Genomic DNA, 20,679 nt, shown 5'->3' on the forward strand with positions numbered 1-20,679 from the left:
CGAATCAACAGGAGGGAATGACATGGCTTTCGCGGATGTGCTTGCGAAGACGGTTATCGACCCCGCTTTGGCATCGGATCAGGCAGCGATCATAGGCGCAATGCAGACCGCCTACAACGGGTCAGCGACCGCTAGGACGATGTTCGATGTTTGGATCGCAAGTGGAAGATCGATTTTCTTTGATTTTAAGAATGACGATGCGGAGTCAGTCCCTGACGGCGGAGTGATAAGGCTGGATCCGCAATGGATACAGACACTAGGCATGATCACTAACAATGGCACGGCGGTACAGGTGACCCTCCTTGAAGTGGTTGTCCATGAACTGGTGCATGCTTTGACAGGGAGGTCCGACGCCCCTGCCACATCGGCGCCCGGACTTGGCATTTTTGACTATCGCGGACCTACCGTCACATTTACGAATACAATCGAGGAAGAACTTGGCATCCCTGTGAGGAACTCTTATCCCGGAGTTGCTGAGACAGGGACGGTCCTAACCCTTGGCTTTGAATACACCAACGGCGCGGCAATTGATCGGTCGGTTGCGGGTGATAGAGACTGGAGTACGTGGACCGCACTTGTTTCGAATGATTTGCTGGTCGGCGGACCTTCGGCCAACATTCTGGAGAGCGGCCTAGGTGACGACTTCCTTTTCGGCGGTCGCGGTGATGATTTTCTGAATGGAGGTTTGTTCGGGACAGACACGGTGGTCCTGACCGGCAACCCAGTCGACTATGACATCCGTCTGAAGCCCGACGGCACCTGGACCTCGGAACATGTCCGCGGTACGGCGGATGAAGGCACCGACACCTTCAAGAACCTTGAGAAGGTCCTGTTCGCGGGTAGTGGGCAGACCTTCGATCTCGAAAAGAGCGGCCTCACCTACCAAAGAGACATCGCCTTTGTCGTCGACCAGACAGGAAGCATGTTCGATGATATCGACGCCGTGAAGGCGACAGCCACGGGTGTGATTAACGCACTCTTCGCTGGCAACACGGTCGATGCCCGCATCGGCATGGTCGGCTTCCGCGACAACACGATCGGAGAGATTACTTCTGTCATCTTGCCGTTCACCGACCAGGATTCCTTTGCCGACCGCCAGGCCGCAGCGCTGAATGGAATCAACTCCCTCAGCGCGAGCGGCGGGGGAGACTTCCCAGAGACGGCTTTCGATGGCCTCCTCAAAGCTCTCAACGGGACGATGGGCGAGTGGCGGGTCGGTGCCGGGACCAAACAGGTCATTCTGTTTACCGACGCGTCCGCCAAGGACGCGTTCCTCCTGCCGACAGTCATGAGCTACGCGACCGACATCGGTGCGGTGATCACCGGCAGCTCCTCGGCAACGCTCGGAACGGTCGGCGCGGTCGATACGTTTGAACTGAGCTTCGCCGACAGCGGCGCATCGAGTTTCCACCCCGACTCCGAAGGTGATCCCCCGCCCGAGTACGTTCCTTCCGGTGACCCTATTCAGCCGCCAGGCGGAACGGCGACCGTTCAAATATTCACGATTTTCATCGAGACCTTCATCTCTCCCGATCCGAATCTCGTCGAGGTTTCGGAGTCGAGCGGCGGCGCGGTGCTGACTGCCGCGACTCCGGAGGAGGTCGTGGAGCAACTAATCGGGATCATCTCCACGCCCCCGGGCAACGGACCACCGATTGGCACCCCGGAGGGTTACACGGCCGACGAGGACTCCGCGCTCGTTGTCGCCGCGGCGACCGGCGTGCTGGTCAATGACACCGATCCCGAGGGCGACCCGCTCAGCGCTATCTTGGTCTCCAACGCGCAGCACGGCAGCGTGACGCTCAGCGCCGACGGCTCGTTCACCTACACGCCGGAGGCAAACTTCAACGGCGCGGACAGCTTCACCTATAAGGCGAACGATGGAACGGCGGATAGTGCGGCCGTGACGGTCGGCCTGACCGTCATGGCGGTGAACGACGACCCCTTGGCGCACTCCGACATCGCCGGGGTGCAGATCGCGGAATCCAAAAAAGGGAAGTCGTCGATCACCAGCGACGCGGACCACGGCGTGCTTGTCAACGATGTCGACGTGGATGCGGGGGACCACCTGGTGGTCAGTGCGGTGAACGGTTCTGCCGCGGGAGTCGGAAAGTCGGTCGTCGGCACCTATGGCAGCCTGACGCTCAACGCCGACGGTAGCTACAAATATGTCACTAAGAGCAAGGTCTGTGCCGATTCGGACGATCTGGTGGCCCAGGATGTCTTCGCCTATACGACCAGCGACGGCCACGGCGGGACCAGCACGGCCTCGCTCACCATTACTCTCTTCGACCGCGACGCGACCTACTGGGGCGGGACGGACGGCGACGACATGCACGCCGCCGGGAAAGGCAAGACGGTGCTCGATGGTGGTCGCGGCAACGACGTGCTCACCGGCGGGATAAAGGAGGACGTCTTGATCGGCGGCGAAGGTGATGATCTGCTGACCGGCGGGAAGAACCATGACACCTTCGTATTCCGTCCTAACTTCGGCCATGACAGAATCAGCGACTTCGACGTGAGGCACGACACGTTGCAGTTCTCAAACGCGATGTTCGCATGCGCCGCCGACCTCCTCGCCCATACGACCGACGGCGCGGGGGGCGCGATGATCACCGATAGCTTGGGCGACACCCTCACGCTATTGGGCGTCACCAAGGCCCAGCTTGCCGGCCACGTAGACGACTGGCACCTTGCCTGAGGCAGCTGGATGAACCCTGAGGAGCACGCCGGGTACCGCCGTGCTTCCGGCCTTATCCCAGCATTCGGGCAGAACGTGCCGCCGCCGCGCAAACCGTGGAAGAGCGAGGATCGTTTTCGACGCTGCGGCGTTGGGACTCGTGTTCTTTCAATCGATGGAGTAGGAATTAATGACTCCATACGAGTGCAATCCGTCGCAGCTGACTTGACGGGTGTGGACGCCGCGGCTCACCTGGTAGCGTGGTGTCCGCTTTGCCGGATGGTTGACGGACGAAAAGCCGAATCTGAAGGGCGCAAGTGGGGAAAGTCGACGCCCGAAAGACCTAAACGATTTCGCCGTGCGGGCCTGGCTTCGGATCGATGATCTTGCCGTTGCAGTGGTCGGCTTCGACGAGCGGCTTGCGCGCGTGACAGACGTCGCTTGGCTGCTAAGATCATAGTTTAGGCATGTCGGAGCGCTCGTAGTGCGCGCGGCGGCGCTTCGCGCACCATAGCGAAGCCATGTCATACAAATGGTAGCTTAAACGAATGCGATGCAATTTGGCGGCACGGTCCGGATTCTCCAATATGCCGGTGACCGCGATTTACGCGTCCGAGGGGGGTTGTCCACAGTCGATGTCTCGACAAAGCCGGCGACGCCGAGACATAATTGATCGTGACTGCTTCTCCGTGCTCTCCGGCACCCGATGGTCGGGTTCCGGTTGCCCGGAGAATCTGAAATGGACAAGACAGCGCGTGTCCGCGAGCTGAATGATGCTTTTCGTCAAACGTTCACGAGTGGCCTGATCCAGCTTAGCGCGCGGGTCAACGCCTTGCCGGATGCCGACAAAGCTATGGTGCTTGACAAGGTGCGCACACAAGATCTTTTCGATCGAGATTATGACCCCTATGGCGAGCACACTTTCCTACTTGTTGAGCACGACGGCGCGGTGTACTTCGCCAGGATCCAATACTACGGAGCGGACTTGCGACGCTGGTCTGACGACCCCTCCGATCCGATAAAAACCGTCCGGGTGCTCACCGTCATGCACGAGGAGGAATACTGACCCCGCCCCAGGGGTCTTTCTTTTTTCGCCACCACTTTCGTTGGCGACGGGAATAACCGGGGGACGAACTGCAACCTTGACTTGTTGGCCACGACGGATAAAATCTCTTCTTTTCAATCCGAGCCGCCACGATTGCCCAGTGTCCGTCGGTTTTCCCTTCGTGCAGCCAGGGCGCCAAGAGCTATCCGAAAAGCGCGAGGCAAGCAAAACAACGGCGATCAGCAATTGTGCGCTTTGCAGTGCGAGGGAAACCGCCATGGAGTTCCGACGAGACGGGCGCAAATATGCTCGAATTACCAGAAAGTCGGCCGAACTAATTACAGTCCTTCGACGTGGTAATGCATATGAATTGGATTCAATCGTTGCCTTGATCGAAAGCCAAAAGTCGGAAGAGTTCTTCCTCAAGAATCTCGCCGCCTACATATCATCAGAGCGCGTGAGGGAATATCTCCGCTTCCTAGTTGCCCTTGGCGTCCTTTCTGAAGCCGATGGCGCCTTTACGCTTGGTCTGAATCCGAAGCCCACGTCTGACATCCACAAGGTCCAACTACTCGCTGACCGAGCACGCAGATTTCTAGCTACGCAGCTAAATGTGCCGCCAGCTTCAGTCGCCCCAGATTTGCACACTAGGACCGATCGACATTCATTGCATCCAGATCATTGCGGCTGCGAGGTGGATGAAGCCTGTAAAGTTGGCGGTTCGCCTGTCATAGCGGGTTGCCAAGCGTCGGAAGTGTTTGAGCCGGCAGAAGCAGCGCTCGATGCAGTTGCGCTGTTTGTAGGCGTCGGCATCGTGCGGAATGATGATCCTGCGGGTGCGGTTTGACGGGATCACCGCCATTGCGCCGATTTCCGCGATGATCGCACGCAGGGCGTTGCTGTCATAGGCCTTGTCGGCGAGCACGGCATCGCCGCTCTGGCCATCGAGCAGTGCGGGCGCCTGGGTGATGTCATTGACCTGCCCAGCCGTGACGATGAAGCGGAGTGGACGGCCGAGCGCATCAGCCAGCATGTGGATCTTGGTGGTCAGTCCGCCTCGGGAGCGCCCCAGCGCCTGATCTTTGGCCCCCCTTTTCCGCTCGTCGCCTGCTGATGAGCACGAACGATGGTGCTGTCGATCATCAGATACTGATTGTCCCGATCGGCTGTCAGGGCTGAAAATATGCGTTCCCAGACGCCAGCATGACACCAGCGACTGAAGCGCCGATGCACGGTCTTCCATTTGCCGTACCGCTCCGGCAAGTCACCCCAATGCGCGCCCGAGCGCAATATCCACAAACAGCCGTTTACAAACAGCCTGTTATCCGCGGCTGTACGGCCAGGGTCGCCAGACTTGCCCGGCAGCAGCGGCGCAATCTTCCCCCATTGTCCGTCGCTCAACTCGTACCGCTTCATCACCATGACCGTCTCCGTGAGAATCACGGAACCCTATGAATCAGCGATTACGGCGATTGGGAATCCTGAATGTCGATCGGTCCTAGGTCGGTTGCAATCTTGCGTAAGGGCGAGCTCGCGACTCTCGATAAGGTCGCTGCCAGCGCAAGCGTTTCAGGTAATCGCGCCGAAGAGTTCTTTCGATGGGCTGTTTATATGCTACTGGATGATCCTGGCGCAACTCTGTCTCTGTCACGCTCTCCAGTTCTTGTGAGTGGAAACGGAAAAAGGAGCGCATAAGTGTCACAGGCATCTTTTGGACCGCTCTCAGCCGAGCGCGATGCACACCTCCTAGATTATTTTCATCGAACGGCTTTCATTCAGAATATTTTATCTGCTCCATCCGGCGACGGGCCATTCCTTATTCTGTCTCGGCCGGGTGCTGGAAAAACTGCGCTTAAAAAATGGTTGCTCTCGAAGGATTCGCCTTATGCGACAATATCACTGGATGCAACTACTGCGAGGGTATTCGTAGACGATCCCTCATTCAACGATGAAGATTACCGCACTTTGCTTCGCGCAGAGTTGCTCGCGGGCTTGCTCGGGGAGTTAATTGGGCGAAATCCGGCACAGCAAAGAAAGGCGCAATCCAAAACTCTCCGCGACGCTTATGCAGAAGCCGAAGATTTCGTGACCAAGAATTTTTTGGAAAGTGTAGTGGATTTTGTCAAGGACCGTTTCGCGAGCCTACAGATTCTTGGAACTGGATTCAGCCTTAGTAAAGAAGAGCGAGGCCGGTACCTCAAGCAAGTCCGGCGAAAGGACTTGGCAAGTGCAGCTCTGAAATGCCTTGAAAACGTTACAGCGGCCGAGAAGCATAGGTTCTGTCTTGTCGTTGACAATCCCGAGTACATCGTTGGACACGGACTCGCTCTAACAGATCGAGCAAATGCCTTTCGAATTGGAGCTTTGCTGAACCTACTTGCTGAAATTCACACAGCCGGTCTTCGCGTTGCGGCGTTCACAAAATTCCACGTTTTCGACAGCGTTCAGGAACACTACACGGACTACTCTCACTTTGCGGATAGTGTAGCGCGGCTCGAATGGACACGAGATGACCTGATCGAGTTTGTGTCTCTCCGTGTGAGAAAACGGTTGAAGTCCGAATGGAACGATGTGTTCGGTCTGACTCAGAAAGATTTCGCGGATTTAGTTTTTCCCCGAATCATAAACGGTCCTCGCGACGTGCTTTTCTTATTGTCGGAGGCCCAATCAGCATCAGCCGGAGTAAAGCTTTCCAACGATAACCTGCTCAGCGCCTCTACTCAGCTAAAAGATGACAAATATAAAGATATGTCGCGTCTATTTGGCGGTATCTACCCCGGCGTCGATGCTTTTTGTAAAGCAGCTGTTGCTGTTGTTCGCGACCTTAAACCGTCGATGACAACCCAGTCCGTGGATGCTGCAATCGACAGCAGCATCTCGGACCCTCACGGCCCGCTTCATGGAATTCGCGCAAAGTACGATTGGGTAATCAATGTTCAGGCTGGAATACCGCGCGCAAGCGCTCTCCTTGGGACGCTTGGCGCGTTTGTCTTTGTGGCCGATGGGCGCCGCCACTATCCATGGGAAGGACATCCCTTGGAGGCTCTGGATCGAAGCGATTCGATTGAGCTTTCTCCATTGTTTAAGTGAGTGGCGGCGATCTACAAAGTTGTTGGCCGCTATGCGGCAAAAGGCAGAAGCTGAATAGCCTAGCTCAGTGGCGAATTCGAAAGATCAATTTTGGGTCTTTGTGAATGTGGTACGGCCGCGAGGAGCTTTTCGGACCGGACACCCGCTTCTTCCGTTTGAGAGGCAAGAAAGGCACAGCGGTCGATAGTCGCTGGTCTTGGAATTGAAGAAGGAGCGGAACCGCATTGTTGGGCACACCCTGAGTTTTGAGGGCTCAGTAGACGGCAATATGGAGCAAGAAGCGATGACCAGATCGGAGTTCGACGCGAACTAACCGGTCGATGGGTGAGTCCCACTTAGCCGATCGTCAACTTATTTTAAGCGAGTGGCGCGGCCGCTGCCATCCTGCCAAAAGTGGGTAAACGGATCATTCCTCTGCAATTCATTAGCTAAGCTAAACAGGAAGAGGGAAGGTCCAGGGCTCTCCTGCACATTCAGTTGCTGCAGCCTCTCGATCATGGATCTGGTACGTTGTTGATTAGTAGTCACAACAAGCACACGGAATGTCTTCCAACCAAAGTGCTTCGTGTGTTCTCCTTGACCGTAAGCGGTGAGATACGCATGCATCTTTCGCTCGAAGCTAGTCTGTCGAAAATCTGAGCGGGAGATCGGCATCGTGCCGCGGTCGATCTCCACCATGAAGCAACGGCGCGAGCCATCGGGAAACATCAGACCGAACACAAGGTCGGGAACTACGGCGAGGTCGTGCGCGCGTTCGCTCTGCGAGATCGTAGCTCGCAGGGCGAACGGGTTTCGCTTTTTGCGGGTGCGCTCAGGCGAACTCGCAATAATCTCTTCGGGATGAATGAGCCGTACGTCACTCCGACCACGCGTAGACCGTTCCAGCGCTATATGAAACTCGACGATCTCCAGCTGATGCTCAATAAATGGTCGGCCCGCTTCGCGATTTTTCCGGCTCCACTCGAGATTTGCAAACTCAGCGCCGCGCTCGCTGAGCAATTGGGCCCCAAGGTCGCCAAGCGCGTACACCATAGGTGTCGAACCTGATGTGGGGTAGTAATCGAGCTGCGCGCGCGGCCTATCGACATAGCCCGCATGATATAGGCGACACAGCCGGTCATTGGTACGATCGAGTGAACGGTCAACAAGGGCCGCAATGTGAGCAGATCGCAGGAAACGATAACGAGCTAGTTGCCCAAGGATGAGCACATCACCGTCAGTGATTCGAAATGGAATAGCTTCTGACGAGCGACGGAAGCGAGGCCGACGTTTTGGGGGCGCTAAGGTATCATCCATAGCACGAGAATGTATCAGACGTGACCGCGGATGCAGATAATCGGCCGCGCCAGCGCAAGAAAAAGTGAAAGATCATTACTGCAGCTCATTGATCTGCATGCCTGCACATGCACACCACACTCGGCAGATCGCGCCGTCGGATGAAGCAGACCCGCAGCACTTCAGGCGCTATCTTCGCACCGAAAGGAGGTGGTTAATATGGAATTGGATAGCAAGATCTCGCGCGTTAAAGAGCTCATCGCCAAGCGCGAGGAGTTGGACGCCGAGCTCAGCGGGCTACTCGGCGGCGCAGGTCGTGAACGCCGTATTTCGAGATGCTCGATCTGCGATGAGCCCGGACACCGCGCCAGTACGTGCCCATCAAAAGCGGCCGACGCGCCAAACTAACCACAAGCCCGCTTCGGCGGGCTTCTTTTTGTGCGCTATGAGCGCCAGTCATCGCCGCCTAGGTCTCTCACTGCTACGGAATCTCGACTCACCGGCTCTTTCGGACCTTTACTCGACGTCTTCTCGACATCGATCCGAGCAATTACCGAGGCCGCCGGGTTAACCGCATAACGCTCTCGAATTCTCCTCCGGACCTCTGCGTGCTCATGGACCGTCATGCGCGGCAGCCCATTTAGGTCCGTGGCCGGGATGCCAACCGACAGCGCGCCGTCCGTCAAGCCGCGGACATACGCCGCAAAATGGTACTGCGGCTGATTGAGAATGAAGTCGGGTGTGGTACGCATGTCGCGCGCAAGCGCATGAGCCGCGGCGTCGCTGATCTTCGAGGCGAACTTTATCGCAGTCGCACCATAGAGGGCATCGAGTACATGTGGCTGCATCTGCTGCAATCGCTGATGGGCGAGGATCAGAGCCACATTGAGCTTGCGCGCCTGATCGAGAATGACCGGAATTTTCGGATCGCGTCTGATGAAGTCTTGGCATTCATCGATGTACACGAAGCAAGGAAGGCGCTGCCCCTTTGGGAGAAGCTGACGCTTGTGTGCGGCGAGCAGGATCATTGAAATGAAGAAACGACCCACGATCTCCACGCCGTCTTCTTGAAGCAGGCTTTGCGGAACGTTGATGAGGATAACTTTCCCAGCGCTCATTTCGGTGAAGAAGTCGAACTTCGATCTTGGTGCCGAGAACATTCTCGAGAGCGTCCGGATACGCTTGACGGCAAAGAGCCGATCGACGACCTGCTCCTTTGTCCGGTCGAACTCCTTGCTGCTGAACTTCAGCTCGAAAAATCGCCTCGCATCCGGATCGAGCTTGGAGAGGTGCTCTTTGAATTTGGCAAGGCCTCCGGGCTGCATGAGGTCAATGAGCGTGTCCATGGTGGCCGAGGGGATTGTGAGCAGAAGCTCGATCGTGAAATGAAACAAGGTATTCTGCCGGCTGGTCATCTCCGCCGAAAGCAAGGCGCTAAAGATGTAATCATAGAGCGCTAGCACTGCGTTTCTGAAGCCTTCGTGCTCGGCCGGCGAGCAGGAATGCATCTCCCCGATGCCGACGTCGAACAGATTGAGGGCCACCGGCCATTCGACGTCTTCGGCATCGATTACGACAAGTTTTCCGTCCAGGCCTTCTCCGGGCGCAAAGACCTTTAACCCTTCTATGGCCTTGATCAGATCGCGGTTGCTTTCCATGACGACGATGGACGCCTGATCCGCGGCGACCAGCTCAAGGTCGCGCGAGATCAGATACTGAAGGAGAGTAGATTTGCCCGCGCCTGGCGGCGCAACAATCCACTGGTGCTCGAAACGAGTCTTTACGGGAATGCTAAAGGGTACCGGGCAGAGGAATAGTTCGAGAAACGGCGTTTCCCTCAAATAGGCTTTCACGAGCTCCACAGGCGGAAGATCGGAGTTGTCGGCCTCGATGAGTGGCCTGCGCAGCTTCTCTTCATTCGGGGAGACGCCCGAGGCGAAACATACATTTCTGTACAGGCGGTTTTGGAGCGTTGAAAACAAACCTGCTTCTGCGCTCTCGCGCTGGCAAATGGTGGCTATCAGCCTGGCAACGAGATCGCCCGGGTTGCGGAGAAGACACACAACAGGAACGGTAAGCGGCGGCGGCGCGTCGGTGTTGGCCTGTTGGTCTGGCAGCGCCGAGACAATCGCTTCAAACAATCCGGCGAGCGTATCCATAAGAAGCTCAGCAACGCGGCCATCGTTGGCATGGAAGTGTTGCTTGGCGCGCAGGTACTGGCGAAGATCGACATGCTCCTTAAGAGAGAGGGCTGCAGTTTTCAGATCGATCTCCGGGAAGGTAAAGATTGTCGTTTCAAGTGCGAGAATCTCTTGCTGACAGCGATCGAGCGCCTTCAAGAGCGTGGATGACTGTGGCAGATCAACGGCCTCTCCGACCCGCTCGGCAATTAGCGTATTGACGTGCTCTATAGCCTGGGGATTGGCCCACAGCGAACCAGCATAGATAGCGCGCACTTCGTTGTAGAGGACCATCGTTTCAGACAGGTCACGCGCCCGTTCATCCGTGAAGCGCCGAAGAAACGGCGTAAACGGAGACGGAGGTATGTACTTTGGAAGCTTAGAACTCAATGACCTCCTCCCGTCCGTCGAAGGTCTGCGCCGTCTCAAGATACGCCTTCAGGTTCTTGCACGCGTTAAGGATAGCAGCTTCAGCGCCAAGCAGTTCGTCAAGATCCTTGCATTCGATGTGTTGGCCGCCGGTCAAGCTCTCGACGGTGACGCGCAGCGAGAGTGACATCATGGCGGCACTGGCAATGCCGCGAGCGCTTTTCCAAAGCGAGCGGCCCACAGTGCTGCTCGCGCCCTCATCGAAATGACCGTATGCGGCCTCGCCGTGTTTCTTACGTGCCTCGCTGTCGTATACGACGAGCTTTCCAAGACCGTACTTGCTCACCAGTCCTTTTTCATCCGGCGTGAGATCGGTGCGCGCATCGAGCGCAAAGATGACTTTGCCGCCGAGCATGCCGCCCGCACGCTGTGAGCGCTTAAGCTTTAGTTGCATGGAGTAAATCTCCTCTGCAAAAAAGTCAGTATGCACGCTTGAGAGGCAGAAAGATAGCCTCTCCCGTCGCGCGATCTTGTTCCTCCGACTTGAGCACTGACCGTCTGCTCGCGGGAAGCCGAGCCAAGTGCCCCTACATTTTTCGAGGACTCGCAGAGCTTGTCCTCCTAGTGAAGAGATTGATGAGGCTCGGACGAAGTCTGAGATGGATCAATCTCGCATAAGAGGGTGGAAGGCATGATCGCGCTCACGCGCTGTTGTGCAGCAGCACAACGGAAGTCGCACGGAGCACCTCGCCCCGTCGCTAGTACATCGTTGATCATGGCTGCTCATAGCAACCTCTGACCCCGCCTTACCTTAAAGGCGGGGGGTATGGCGGGGCATAAGGAGCAGATCAGCTTCCAGGAAGGAAGGGCTGGCTTTGGAGGGCCAGCCCCGCTCCTACTTGCTTGGAGCGTCGGCAGGTTTGGCCTTTGCGCGAGCTTCGAGCCACTCGACAATCTCGTGCAGCCACCACACGGGAGGACTGTTTCTGTGGGAACCTAGTTTGAAAAACATCGGCGCCTCACCAGACGCACAGAGCCTAAACCAATGCGTGCGGCTGTAGGGAATTCCAAGTGTCTTAAGTCCACGCCAGTTGACCACTTCCTTTCCAGTCATCGCTTAGCTCCATGGGGTTGGAGCCGTCGCGACGGCTGTGAGTCAGCCGACTAGTGATGCTATCTTAAATTGACGAGTTCTTGTGCAAATTCTTCGGTAAGCCCTGAAATTTGCAGTGCAGCACGCTCGTCCGGTAGATATCCTAATTTCTCGCAGATCGTGCCGAGATCATTTCTCCCAGTGCAGATCGTCATTGGCTTGGTGAGTTGAAGGGCTAGTGTTCCTTTTGCTCTCCCTGAGGACCCCGCGCCGTCGCCATGCTCGAGAACCATGATCTCCTGCTCGCCTCCCACTCGGACGCAGACCCGCGCATTCCCGTAGCAGCCGAACGTAGCAATCCCGCAGCCGAGCCCGGTCGCAGGCCTGCTCAAGACCGGGCCGGCGTGCCTCTGCTGTTCAGGGGCAGGAGTTCCTCAAGGACAAATACTGGGATGATTCGACGGGTGCCGGCAAACTCCAGATCTGGTGAGATGGACTGAGCACCGACCGAACAGCGTCGGATTGTCTGCGGTTTACTCGCGAGCCGATCGCATTGCGCCGCGAGTTGGATGCTGTGTGGCGCGGACAGATTAATGTCTACTGGGATTCCACCCGCGTCCTGGCCTACCGAGGACTCCGGCAAGGAAATTGTCGTTGTCGCATCCCTGAGCGAGGTCACGCATTACGGCTATAGGCTCGCGTTCCGGGCGGAGGATCGAGTGCTTCAACTCAGATGTCTACGACAATTGGACAAATCCGATCACCGCGGGAAATGGTGGCAGCAGCATCGCATGCAACCGAATCACGTATGGTTTGCCCGCGCATGCAGATGTAGTCATACCCGCGAATGGGGTGTTGGTAGTCAGCTTCGCGCCCTAAGCATCGATCGCGGGAGATGGAGTCTCTCCGTTCTCGGGGCAAGACGCCGAATTGCCGGTGCGCAACTTTTGCAGACCAACTAGTACATAGGTACTGCGACCCAGATCACGCAAACCTGCGAGCAATAACGGAAATGGCGATCTTGCAACAGCAATCGTCGCAACAACATTCATCGTCGCAACAACGTTGCGAACCGCGGTATCAATTTTGGGTCTTTGACCCAGCGGGTTTTCTGCTACGGATCGGTGCGGGCCAATACTTCGAAAATCGGCGCCCATGCAATGAGTAGCGTGAAAAGTACGAACGACAGCGTGCGCAGCATGATCTGAACTCACTGAAAGTCGCGATGATTAGTAACTTTAGTCCCTAGCGCTTTCCTTGTCGAGTATCTTGCGGAATTCGGCCAATCGGGCTCGGTGTGGTTCAAACTCCTCGGGTTGGCGCAACAAGTCCAGGATCCGGGCCTCGACGACACTGATTTGACGAGAGTTTTCGCGCTCTCGCTCGGTGTCGAGCTGTCTTGCCTGCTCCAGGTCAGCCCGGATTTTTTGCGTCAAGGCAAGCTTTTCATCCCCCTCCTTAAGGATGCGAAGTGAGTACCGCAGTTGAGCTGCATTGAGGTAATATACACCAATCAATTGGCGATTGAATCTCGGGACTCCCTCAAAGCATCCCGACGCACCCAGTATCGCTTCGGCTTCCTCAAGGTAGGTCGCCGGTGAAAGGTCTGTGCTTTTCAGGGCGTCCTCGCCGGGTGGCGCTAGACCAAAATCCTCGGGCCGAAGCAGTTCGTAAAGGTAATTTCGTTCGTCGGCGTAGGTCATGGCGAGATATCGGCCTATTTGAGCGTGCAATCCGCGCTCGCTGAGCCGTTCGCATAAGGAGCGCCATGACCGCCCGTCGCGAACGTTCAGTAGCGCGGCGATGCGATCGGTCGTTTCCTGCTGAAACTTAACCAATGACCGGTGGGTCGGGGAGACGCTTCCGAAACGGTATGGAAGTTGGCTTGACGTCAGCATAGCGCGGATCGCATACCAACCTTGCTCCGGATCGTCTCGAATAAAGTCGGGCTTGTACTGCTTGTGCTGCCGGAAGATCCAATCCCGGAGCACCAGAACTCCGGTTTCGACCGAATCAATCGCGGCCATGTAGTGGGCTATCTGGTACGCGGGATAGGGGGTCTTACCCACGCCGTTCAGCAAGACGACCTTGTTCGTTAGCCTGTCGACACTACCGCAAACATCCGCGTTAGTAAGAACATTGCGCTTCTTTAGCGACTGCACCACTTGCTGCGCGAGCGCATCGAATAGCTTCAAATTCAGCGTAGAGCCTGATCCCTGTTGGTTGAAGGGCATCTGCTGCGAGGCGGGGGATGTCACGTCTCGCTCGCTCCACTTTGTGGCTACATCATCGAGCAGTGATCGCAAGAGGACGTTGGATTCGACAAGAAACAGCCGGAAATCGCGGACTTTTTCCGCGTACAGTGAAATGCACTCTGAGAAATCCGCAAGCGCCGTCAGGAATGCGTCGTCGGGCCCTTGATCAATTTTCGGACTCGCGGCGTTGACGTATTCCTGGAGGTTAGCGAAATTTGAACTCAGCGTGGGTTGGCCGCGCCTACCGCTACGTTCGTGTTCAAAATACGCGATATATACCTTGTCGCGATCGATCACCGAAAGGTCGCTAAATCCTTCCAGACTGGCCGTGACGTCCTTCAATGTCCTGCGTGTCGTTCCTGGTTTCTGACCTGGATGACCGGTCGCGACCAGATGGGCGCGGGAGGTCGCGCTGGCGAGGCGGGTTGATGTCTGACCGAGAGACGTTGTGGCCTGCTGTCCAACCTGCAGGATGGCTGATCCACGTTCGTTCCGAGGTTGCACGAAGCTTAGCGCGACGCCAAAGCCTTCGATCTTGTTTGTGCGGGTCAACCACGTCGCCAGATAAGGATGCAACATCGCGACAAGTAATGCGGCACCCAGCACGAAACTAACAAACCGATACCTAGGAAGCTGACCGCTTTCGCTTGCCACCCCGCCGTCAGTTTTGCTGACGTCGAAGCTCCGTGAAAAATGCAACCAGATCCACGGAGCTGCCGCCATACCTACCAGCGAGCCGACGATGTACCGAATATAGGTCTGATCGCTCCATGTCGGCGAACTGAAAATTGCCCAAACCAGTCCGAGCAGCCATAAAGAGACGAGAATAAGCAGGATTTCTACCTGAAGCAGGTTGAGTATTGCTGAGAGCACCGCAGGAAATCGCCAGGTCGGCCGGTTGAGATAGATTGTCCAGCGCGCCTCGGTAATCCACCGAACGGCTTCCGTACGAAGCTCCGGGCCGGACGTTGACGTGGCAACAGCCCCGATCGCGGCGCCGATCAAGAATCCCAGAAAAGCCGGTATGCTCATTGAACAGCTCCCGAGCGGCTTACCGTATGATTGCTTGACTTCATCCTCGCACCAAGATGGTCTCCCGGGCGCCAAGCACCCGCGTGAGCGAGGCGAGAAAGCAAAGCCGGGCCGCGCTCGCCTCGATGTTGACGAGATAGCCGCATTCGCCGACGGAGCCCTCCGACCCCGAACCATAGGTGCTGGTGCGCAAGCCCGGCTTCGCTGCAGTTGGTCACGGCGCGCAGGCCCTCGCCGCCGGGCGCCAACGTCGTAGGCACGGTCTTCGAGCGGATTAGCTAATACGCCGACCAAGGCGTTCGTCTCTTCGAACTCGGGCTGCTCAACTGCGAGGATAGTTTCCTATCGCAATGATCGGCGGAGGTTGCGTAAGTCCCGGCGTGTGACACGGCTCGCGCACTCGCTCGGTCCGGGTGGAGGTGACCTTCAAGACTGATATGGCCGCGCTTAAAATTTGCGACGCGGTATACCTTCTTAGGGGTTCTGCGTCTTATAGGCGCGGTCTTGATGAACCGACGCAACGCCCTTCACTTTGCGGAGTTCGTCAAGGGCATCCGCGTTGACGCTACCGTTGACTATCATGAACCGCTTATGGCTTTCGACGTCGTCGAGCCCGCGAATCTTGAGGGCGTCGATGATCTCGTCCATTCGATTTTGCTCCGACTTCTCTATTCGGATCGTGACGTCAACTTTTTCCACCATCCATAGATCACCTGGATTTGCGGTTCACGAAGGTGGCGCTTGGACAAATCCTTTGCCAATGTCACGCGGCGGAAACCGCAGCCGCTTTGAAATCTGAAGCAGGCGCGCCCATAACGCCCAACCGCGAAAGGCATTATTGGATTGAGCAATTAAAGCTGCAACCCCGGTTACGTGGGGTGTCGCCATACTGGTTCCATCCCAGCGGTCATAGTTATTTCCAGGGATACTCGAAAGTATGGCAACACCAGGTGCGGCAATGTCCACCTCCTGGTCTGGGTTCATTCCACCGCAGGAGAAGGAGGCGATACGGAGGGTACTATCCACGGCCGCTACCGCCATAATCGTGGATGCATTGGCCGGCGAACCCACTGGGGCGATCCGCTGCGGACGTAGGCTTTCGTTGCCGGCGGCAGCGATTACCAGTGTCCCGGCATCCAGACAGACCTGTCCGATCTGCTCGTAGTCGTCGCTCGGCTGGTCTCCAAGTCGGGTCGCGGCGCCGAGCGACATCGAAATAACTTGGCAGCCCTGATCCAGGGCCCAATCCATGCCAGCGATTATCGAGCGATCGGTGCCGAACCCGTCATCACCTAGTACTTTTCCCGCGTAAATTTCTGCCTCGTAGGCAATGCCGTAGCGCGGGCCGGAAGTTGGGCGCATCGGGCCGCAAGCGGTACCGATGCAGTGTGTGCCATGGCCGTGCACATCATCCTCGCTACTGCGGCTCGCAAACAGCTTCTTGGTGACGGCACGACCAACGAAATCCTGATGAGTGTGATCGAAGCCGGTGTCAAGCACCGCGACCCTGATGCCGGCGCCCGTCAGACCGCTGCCAATGACCCTTGCCGCCTGCAGTCCCCAAGTGGCCGCTGTCTCGTCAACCCGCGCCACAGCCGCCCGCTCGCCTTCTGCCACTTCGTTGCCCAGCAGGCGATCAACTAATTCACTAATGCCATCGCGGTAGCCCCGCAGGTAGTCTTGATCCAGTGTCGCGACTCCAGCGAATGACGCTTGCGGGGCCTCAGCTCGTTGCATTCCGGCTCCACCAAGAGCGCGATACGTCCGCTCGGGCCGAACGGCGCTTACGATTTTCTGCTGCATAGCCCTTTCTACCATGGGTCTCAGCCGTTCGCCGTCCCGCCTGACGATGGCGATTCCGAAGCGCTCAAAGTACTGTACATCAGCGCCATCGAAATCATTTGGCACCGCATCGGCTGAGCGGAAATCCTTCGATGAGGCCACGCGAAAGCCACTTCCTTCGAGTTGTTTGACTCCTGTGCGAGTTGCCTGCGGCGTAAACCGCACCACGGAGCCGAGGCGCGGCGTGCCTTCAGCACGCTCACTAGAAATTCGGCGTGTCGATCGCTTAGCCATAAATCCCTCCTAATGTGAATGGACTTCCTCCTATCGGCCAGAATCGAAGGCTAAAGAGTAGTGGCCCTACCTAGGGAATGATCAGAGACATTGCTCTAAAGCTTTGCGCTTCCCGGTCGATTTTCTTGCAATCCTTACCGTCGCTGCGTGCTGCTGGCCTGCAGCTGTATTACAGGTCATCGCGAGGACAAATCCGATAACGCGGAGGCTCTTCATAGCCGTTCCTCTCTGGCCTGCAGAAAAGGTACGCTATTTCATTAGTCGGAAGCTTTGAGATGCAATTGTAATTACGGGCGGAGCCTTAGGGCTTCCTCAGTGTGCAATCTTAATGACATCGGACAAGATAGTACACGTTGGGACAATGTGCAACCGCCTCTTGATTGGTCGTCTGCTGGGGCTGGAATGGACAGCACGTCGGAAGGAGGCGCGCTCATCCGTTCAATCCTTCGAATTGGCCCCGCCTGTGAGGCTTCTCGCTTTCAGCGAGAGGAGTCCGCTTCCTGCGATCGACTAAACATGCGCGCTAAAGTCGCACCAGATTTCCATCCTGAACCTTGAGCCATCAAAGATAGTGCCCTAAGGTTGCGCGAATTATCATTTTAAACCCGCTTTATTCGGCCGTAGGTGCTTTTCCAGAAAGGAAGAGACCATGTAGGCGCTCGTTCATACGTTGTCGTTAGTCTCGCGCGTCCTTCCAAAGCGCTGCGCTTTCTCGCTACAATCGCTTCCACATCGGTCGCTTCCACATCGGTTTTCTCGGGAGCCGTGGTGGCAATTGTCTCATTCGAGAGATGAACACCAACACTTCGCGAATAAACTGCGACCGAGTTCGCTGCTCCGTTGAGCGCTAATAGACACCTAGCGCCGGCAAGGCCCAGTCTGTCCAAGTGAAAGCGCCCGGCTCGCGAAAAGCAGAGTGAAGTGTAGCGATATGATCGCTTTTACAGGGCCCGATATTCGAACAAAGCCAATATCGGACGAGCTGAAGCTTGTCTTGGACACTGCTGCTCAGGCTGCCGGCATCGACACTATTCGGATTACCTCGGGCGGGCAGGATGCGCTTGGCGAAGGGACTCGCCGTACAGGGTCTACGCGTCATGACCGCGGACGTGCAGCTGATCTGCAATGCGTTGTTGACCGCGATACGCTGATGTTCACGGATCGATCGGCTCCGTCTAGTATCCTGAGTTTTGTCACCGCCGCGGCCGTTGCCGGTGCAACCGGAATGGTTTGAAGCTGCGGGGCGGGCCAGGGACGAATTTCGAGTCGGAAACGACCTTGCTTGCCGGGACGGAGCTGAACTTGGTCGAGGGGTCCAGTTTCGACCCAGCCTGGGTCCGTGTCGACTTGCAAGGCGATTTGTCGGAGCCTTTTCTTCTCGTTGGCTCGAAGAACCATAGATGCAGCATCGCGGTCACCTCTAGACCTTCAATGTTCTACTGGTCTTCGGGAAAAAGCCGGTGCTGCTAGACAGGATTGAACTCTCGGCCTGCCCATGGAGCGAGATGTAGGCGCCTAGCGAGACGTTACCCTTTTTAGGTGAGCTTCGAGTTTCTGGAGCGCCCCCCGCTTATCAGATAGATAGTCGTACCTGTCGTAAATTTCATCCAGATCGGTTTTGCCTCCACCGCTCACGTGGTTGAGCATGATCTCGGCAATCTCACGGAAGACCCCTAATCGGGCGAGCGTGGAGCGGAATGTACGCCGAAGATCACGCACCTGCCATCCCGTCACACCCGATCGCTTGTCGAGCTCCTTCTTCAATTTTCCCCACGATCCATCATTGAAGTGGGTGCCTTTGATGTGACCGGGGAAGAAGTAATCGGTGCTCTTGTCTCGCCAATTGTCGCCCATCTTTTCCTGTCGGTCGAGGATGGCACGCGCCATCGGCAGTATCGGGATTGCGTGGGCGCGCCCATTCTTTGTGAATTCACCAGGAATGGTGAGTACGCGCCCTTCTCGCCATGTCCGTTGCAGCCTTCCTATTTCGCCGTTTCGGCATCCCCACAAGATGATGAGGCGGATCATGTCGCCGAAGAAGCCTTCGCATGCTCGCCAGATTTTTCTAAGTTCGTCGTCGTTCAGGATTCGGCTGCGTTTTTTGTCCCTACCAGGAGCCGGATAACCTTCGAGCGGACTGCGTTTGATGTAGCGATGTGGAGGTCTCGTGCACCACCGGAGCATTGTCCGGAGCGCGCGGAATGCATGAAGCTGTTCACTGGGGGCGTCGGCAAACTTCCCTAGTTCATGCTCAATCGCCGCGTCATCAAGATCAGCGAGCGTGCACTTGAACTGAAGACGGTTGAGGAGACGAAGCGTCTCAGATTTGGTGCGCTTGGCTTTGCCTTTGTAATTCTCCTCAATGAAGACGAGCTTCGCTTGTTCGAACTCGATGCTGATTTCCTTCTCCCCGACGGGAGTGCCGAGAGCGACAAAGGCACGGCGGCGCGCTTCTGCGAGCTTCAGATCAGGATAGTGGCCCAGCCGAATTTTGGTGCGGTTCGGCTCTTTGAGGACGATCCACGTCTTTCGGCGTTTGCCGACGCGCAAGCCAAACGCTGGCGTCTTCCGGTCCATGTACAGACCGGGCTTCAGTGACTGAACCGCGAGATCTGTGAGCCCAAGAATTGGCACGATTTGGCACGCCTTTCACGTGGATTGAGGCGGATAACCATGCCGAAGTATATGAGAGGAGATTCGCGGAAGCCACTGTAAAACAAGCGGTTTGTGGGCACTATGTGGAACGGTGGAGAGGCCTCACAAAAGATTGGGAAGCTGCCGTTCTACCATTGAACTACGCCCGCTTATGCGCGGCTTGCGCGCCCGTCCTGATTAGCCGAGACGGCGCCTCCCGCCAAGCGGTTTGGCGCAGCCAGCCGGCCGGTTATTAACGTCCTGATAAGATTCCAGGTGCGCCGGATTGTGGCGGTGTTATGATCTCCTGTCTGGGGAGAGACGTGCACTGAGTGGGGCGTGTGCATGGTGGGGCGTGGCTATACGATATTCGACACGGCGATCGGGCGCTGCGGCATCATCTGGAGCGACACCGGCGTGGTGGCCGTGCAATTGCCGGAGGCGCGGGAGATCGATACCCGCCGCCGCATTTTTGCGATCCATCCCGAGGCGCGCGAGCAGCGCCCCTCCAACAATGCCGAGCTTGCGATCGAGGGCATCGTGAGCCTGCTGCAGGGCAACGATCCCGATTTTTCCGAGGTCGGCCTGGATGCCGGCGGGGTGCCCGGCTTCAATCGCCGCGTCTATGAGTTCGCCTGCTCCATTCCGCGCGGGGAGACGCGCACCTATCACGAGGTCGCCAAGGCGCTGGGCGCTTCAGGCGCGGCACATTCGGTGGCACAGGCGATCGCCAAGAATCCCTACATGCTGATCGTGCCCTGCCACCGCATGCTGGAGGCCGGCAATTACACCGATCGGCTCTCGCCTTATGGCGGGGTGATCTCCAAGCGGCGCCTGCTGGCGCTCGAGGGCGCCCATCCGGTCGCCAGCAAGACGCTGTTCGAGGTGCTGCTGCCCGTTGCCCCACCAAGGCCGAGCTAAGGCGCGATCTTGACCGCACCTTAGCTTTG

The 20,679-nt window shown here is 57.0% G+C and carries 13 protein-coding genes; 4 read left to right on the forward strand and 9 right to left on the reverse strand.

Translation table 11 applies throughout. The features are described 5' to 3' along the window. Nucleotides 1-22: 22 nt before the first annotated feature. Both CV770_RS18675 and CV770_RS18680 read left to right on the forward strand, forming a co-directional pair. Nucleotides 23-2,701: a cadherin-like domain-containing protein gene (locus CV770_RS18675; RefSeq protein WP_104463347.1), complete on the forward strand. Its 2,679-nt coding sequence runs from the start codon at nt 23-25 to the stop codon at nt 2,699-2,701. A gap of 718 nt (nt 2,702-3,419) precedes the next feature. Beyond that, nucleotides 3,420-3,746 (forward strand): DUF3768 domain-containing protein, encoded by a 327-nt coding sequence (locus CV770_RS18680; RefSeq protein ID WP_161500006.1) that lies wholly within the window; start codon nt 3,420-3,422, stop codon nt 3,744-3,746. Nucleotides 3,747-4,389: 643 nt separating this feature from the next. On the opposite strand, the gene CV770_RS18685 is transcribed toward CV770_RS18680, so the two are convergent. Then, nucleotides 4,390-5,141 (reverse strand): IS5 family transposase gene (locus CV770_RS18685; RefSeq protein ID WP_245453790.1). Its coding sequence is split into 2 segments (ribosomal slippage): nt 4,390-4,823 and nt 4,823-5,141, totalling 753 coding nucleotides; the frame shifts between segments, so codons are not numbered across the junction. 279 nt (nt 5,142-5,420) lie between these two features. Between CV770_RS18685 and CV770_RS18690 the strand changes: the two genes are divergently transcribed. After that, the gene (locus CV770_RS18690; RefSeq protein ID WP_146101316.1) at nt 5,421-6,815 is read left to right on the forward strand and encodes a P-loop ATPase, Sll1717 family; all 1,395 of its coding nucleotides are present in this window, start codon (nt 5,421-5,423) and stop codon (nt 6,813-6,815) included. Nucleotides 6,816-7,166: 351 nt separating this feature from the next. Here CV770_RS18690 and CV770_RS18695 read toward each other — a convergent pair whose 3' ends face one another. The 8 genes from CV770_RS18695 to CV770_RS18730 all read right to left on the reverse strand — a co-directional run bounded on the left by CV770_RS18695 (nt 7,167) and on the right by CV770_RS18730 (nt 19,729). Next, nucleotides 7,167-8,111, reverse strand: a complete 945-nt coding sequence (locus tag CV770_RS18695; protein ID WP_104463350.1) for a replication-relaxation family protein — start codon at nt 8,109-8,111, stop codon at nt 7,167-7,169. A gap of 422 nt (nt 8,112-8,533) precedes the next feature. Further along, a complete protein-coding gene (locus CV770_RS18700; RefSeq protein ID WP_146101317.1) occupies nt 8,534-10,660 on the reverse strand; it encodes a type IV secretory system conjugative DNA transfer family protein in 2,127 nt (708 codons plus the stop codon). Further along, nucleotides 10,650-11,093, reverse strand: coding sequence for a hypothetical protein (locus CV770_RS18705; protein WP_146101318.1), 444 nt, complete (start codon nt 11,091-11,093; stop codon nt 10,650-10,652). Before CV770_RS18705 ends, CV770_RS18700 begins: the two co-directional genes overlap by 11 nt. 719 nt (nt 11,094-11,812) lie before the next feature. Next, on the reverse strand, nt 11,813-12,025 hold the full coding sequence (locus CV770_RS41670) for a hypothetical protein (RefSeq protein WP_146101319.1): 213 nt from the start codon (nt 12,023-12,025) through the stop codon (nt 11,813-11,815). Nucleotides 12,026-12,970: 945 nt separating this feature from the next. Further along, nucleotides 12,971-15,019: a YtxH domain-containing protein gene (locus CV770_RS18710; RefSeq protein WP_104463353.1), complete on the reverse strand. Its 2,049-nt coding sequence runs from the start codon at nt 15,017-15,019 to the stop codon at nt 12,971-12,973. Between the two features lie 474 nt (nt 15,020-15,493). After that, the gene (locus CV770_RS18715; protein WP_245453787.1) at nt 15,494-15,667 is read right to left on the reverse strand and encodes a hypothetical protein; all 174 of its coding nucleotides are present in this window, start codon (nt 15,665-15,667) and stop codon (nt 15,494-15,496) included. Nucleotides 15,668-15,745: 78 nt separating this feature from the next. Next, nucleotides 15,746-17,095, reverse strand: a complete 1,350-nt coding sequence (locus CV770_RS18720; RefSeq protein WP_104463355.1) for a S8 family peptidase — start codon at nt 17,093-17,095, stop codon at nt 15,746-15,748. 1,515 nt (nt 17,096-18,610) lie between these two features. Next, a complete protein-coding gene (locus tag CV770_RS18730) occupies nt 18,611-19,729 on the reverse strand; it encodes a site-specific integrase (protein ID WP_161500008.1) in 1,119 nt (372 codons plus the stop codon). Nucleotides 19,730-20,074: 345 nt separating this feature from the next. Here CV770_RS18730 and CV770_RS18735 point away from each other — a divergent pair, with 345 nt between their 5' ends. Continuing rightward, nucleotides 20,075-20,650, forward strand: coding sequence for a methylated-DNA--[protein]-cysteine S-methyltransferase (locus CV770_RS18735; RefSeq protein WP_104463379.1), 576 nt, complete (start codon nt 20,075-20,077; stop codon nt 20,648-20,650). Nucleotides 20,651-20,679: the final 29 nt, after the last annotated feature.

Source organism: Bradyrhizobium sp. AC87j1, assembly GCF_002936975.1.
GTDB lineage: Bacteria > Pseudomonadota > Alphaproteobacteria > Rhizobiales > Xanthobacteraceae > Bradyrhizobium > Bradyrhizobium shewense.

Coding starts and splice junctions, on each gene's coding strand:
- CV770_RS18675 (WP_104463347.1), top strand. CDS start 23: ATGGCTTTCGCGGATGTGCTTGCGAAGACGGTTATCGACCCCGCTTTG.
- CV770_RS18680 (WP_161500006.1), top strand. CDS start 3,420: ATGGACAAGACAGCGCGTGTCCGCGAGCTGAATGATGCTTTTCGTCAA.
- CV770_RS18695 (WP_104463350.1), bottom strand. CDS start 8,111: ATGGATGATACCTTAGCGCCCCCAAAACGTCGGCCTCGCTTCCGTCGC.
- CV770_RS18705 (WP_146101318.1), bottom strand. CDS start 11,093: ATGCAACTAAAGCTTAAGCGCTCACAGCGTGCGGGCGGCATGCTCGGC.
- CV770_RS41670 (WP_146101319.1), bottom strand. CDS start 12,025: ATGGTTCTCGAGCATGGCGACGGCGCGGGGTCCTCAGGGAGAGCAAAA.
- CV770_RS18710 (WP_104463353.1), bottom strand. CDS start 15,019: ATGAGCATACCGGCTTTTCTGGGATTCTTGATCGGCGCCGCGATCGGG.
- CV770_RS18715 (WP_245453787.1), bottom strand. CDS start 15,667: ATGGACGAGATCATCGACGCCCTCAAGATTCGCGGGCTCGACGACGTC.
- CV770_RS18720 (WP_104463355.1), bottom strand. CDS start 17,095: ATGGCTAAGCGATCGACACGCCGAATTTCTAGTGAGCGTGCTGAAGGC.
- CV770_RS18735 (WP_104463379.1), top strand. CDS start 20,075: ATGGTGGGGCGTGGCTATACGATATTCGACACGGCGATCGGGCGCTGC.